This window comes from Methylibium sp. (assembly GCF_013817365.1).
Lineage (GTDB): Bacteria > Pseudomonadota > Gammaproteobacteria > Burkholderiales > Burkholderiaceae_C > Methylibium.
The window spans coordinates 1-2,164 of the sequence record NZ_JACDCU010000572.1 but is presented as its reverse complement, the minus strand read 5'-3'; the positions used below and the strand labels follow the sequence as shown (position 1 = coordinate 2,164).

The 2,164-nt window shown below is 65.6% G+C and carries 2 protein-coding genes and 2 pseudogenes; 3 read left to right on the top strand and 1 reads right to left on the bottom strand.

Going from position 1 to position 2,164, the window contains the following annotated elements:
• Positions 1–108 precede the first annotated feature (108 nt).
• Positions 109–219: pseudogene (locus tag H0W38_RS21435) on the top strand (undecaprenyl-diphosphate phosphatase); the annotation flags it as partial.
• A gap of 247 nt (positions 220–466) precedes the next feature.
• On the opposite strand, the gene H0W38_RS21430 reads toward H0W38_RS21435, so the two are convergent.
• Positions 467–712, bottom strand: a complete 246-nt coding sequence (locus H0W38_RS21430; protein ID WP_292458012.1) for a hypothetical protein — start codon at positions 710–712, stop codon at positions 467–469.
• Between the two features lie 208 nt (positions 713–920).
• Here H0W38_RS21430 and H0W38_RS21425 point away from each other — a divergent pair.
• Both H0W38_RS21425 and H0W38_RS21420 read left to right on the top strand, forming a co-directional pair.
• Positions 921–1,700: pseudogene (locus tag H0W38_RS21425) on the top strand (Ku protein); the annotation flags it as partial.
• Positions 1,701–1,809: 109 nt separating this feature from the next.
• The coding region (locus H0W38_RS21420; RefSeq protein ID WP_292458009.1) for a DNA polymerase ligase N-terminal domain-containing protein at positions 1,810–2,164 on the top strand (355 nt) is incomplete at its 3' end.

The following is a 2,164-nucleotide window of genomic DNA, read 5'->3' as shown; positions in this document are numbered from 1 at the left end:
CGTGCTGGCAGCACTGAAGCTGAAGAAACCCGCCGAAAACGCTCAGATGTCGTTGCTGTAGTGGCAGCCGAGAGGCTCGCCCCTATATGAATCAACAACTTACAACGTTTGGTGTCGAACTCGGGGGTTCGAGGCGCATTCCTCGGTCCGGTGCAGGGGCTGACCGAGTTCCTGCCCATCTCCTCGAGCGCCCACCTGCGCATCATCGGCCCGCTGCTGCCCCCCGGCGGCGACCCGGCGCGGCGTTCACGGCGATCACGCAGATCGACACCGAGCTGGCGGTACCGATCTATTTACGCCGCGAGATCGGGCGCATGGCGAGGAAGAGCGGCGGCTGGAGCCGCAGACCTTCGTCGATCTGGCTGGCGGTCACGGCGCGGCAGCGAAGACCATGTTGCGGCCGCAGGAACGCCGTTGCTCTGTCAGCTCGAACGTGGGTTTCGTCATGCAGGACCCGGGCGGTCCTTCAGTTGCGGGCGTAACGAGGCGCTCGGCGCTTGCCGTCGCGCACGTACGGCAGGCGCTGCTTTGATTGAAGCGGCCCCGCTCTTCGCTCGACGCGACGCAGCGTGAATGTCCGCAGCGCTGCAGCGAAGAAGAGAAGGGCGCTCGGCAAGCCGTTGAGCGTCAGGCCGAAAACCCATAGGCACGCCGCGCCCGCAGCCAGATAGATCAGCGGGAGGCGCTCGTACAACCAGTCGGGGATCCACATGAGAAACTGCCGTGTTGTTCGTTGCCGGGACGAGCCGCATGCACGGACTGCATGCGATCTCGTCCCCGGCTCTCGGAAACTGCAGGATGCCCACTTTCGCGCTCGAGCAACAGCCCTTGACCCGGGGTTGCATCCAGCCGCTGCGTGTCAGGAACGCTGGTTGCTGAGCTGCTTGCTCTGAGTCTCTTCCTGCACGATTGGAGCCGCCATGCCGCGCGTCATCTGGAAAGGCGCCATCAGCTTCGGGCTCGTGCACGTGCCGGTGGCGCTGTATCCGGCCTCGTCGGAAAGCGGCATCGATTTCGATTGGCTGGACAAGCGGTCGATGGATCCGGTGGGCTACAAGCGAATCAACAAGCGCACCGGCAAGGAGATCGACCGCGCCAACATCGTCAAGGGCGTCAAGGTCGACGGCGGCGACTATGTGGTGCTGGGCGACGACGAGATCAAAACGGCGTACCCGAAGACCACCCAGACGATCGAGATCGAAGCCTTCGTGCAGGCCGCCGAGATCGCGTTCACGCACCTGGAGAAGCCGTACTACCTCGAGCCCATCGGCAAGGGCGAGAAGGTCTACGTGTTGCTGCGCGAGGCGATGCTCGCGGCGGGTGTCATCGGCATTGCGCGCGTCGTCATGCACACCAAGGAGCACCTCGCGGCCGTCGTGCCGGCCGGACCGGCGCTGATGCTCAACACGCTGCGCTGGGCGAAGGAGATCCGGCCGTGGAGCGAACTCAATCTTCCGGCCGAAGGCAAGAAGGCGGTCCAGCTCAAGGACAACGAGCTGAAGATGGCCGGCCAGCTCATCAAGGACATGACTGAGGCGTGGCAACCGGAGCGCTACGCGGACAGGTTCACCGAGGCCGTGCATGCCCTGCTCGAGCAACGCGTCGAAGCCGGCAAGACCGAGAAAGTGCAGCCGCTGGAAGAGGGCGCTGCGCCGGCACCGAGCAATGTGGTCGACCTCACCGAGCTGTTGGCGAAGAGCCTCGGCAACCGCAAGTCAGGCTCCGGCTCGGCGCCTGCGAAGAAGGCAGATGCCGCGGCTGACCGCAAGGCGCCCAGGAAGACGGCGGCCCGCCCAAACGCGCGTAGCGATGGCTCGCAGCGCGTCAGCCAGAGCAAGCCCTGTGCGCCCGGAGCAAGGCAAGGCAGCGGTGCCCGATCCGCTTCACCGCTACCGGACGAAGCGGGATTTCGGCAAGACGCCCGAGCCGCAGGATGCGCCCGCCAAACACGGCGAGGAGCTCTCGTTCGTGATCCAGAAGCACGCGGCGACGCGGCTGCACTACGACTTCCGGCTGGAGTTGGGCGGCGTGCTGCTTTCATGGGCGGTGCCCAAGGGCCCGAGCTTCGATCCCACTGACAAGCGCATGGCCGTGCGCACCGAGGACCACCCGCTGTCCTATGGCGCCTTCGAGGGGACCATCCCGCCCGGGAACTACGGCGCCG

Bases quoted from the DNA above. Each gene is read 5' to 3' on its own strand.
- H0W38_RS21430 (WP_292458012.1), bottom strand. From the start codon at position 712: ATGTGGATCCCCGACTGGTTGTACGAGCGCCTCCCGCTGATCTATCTG.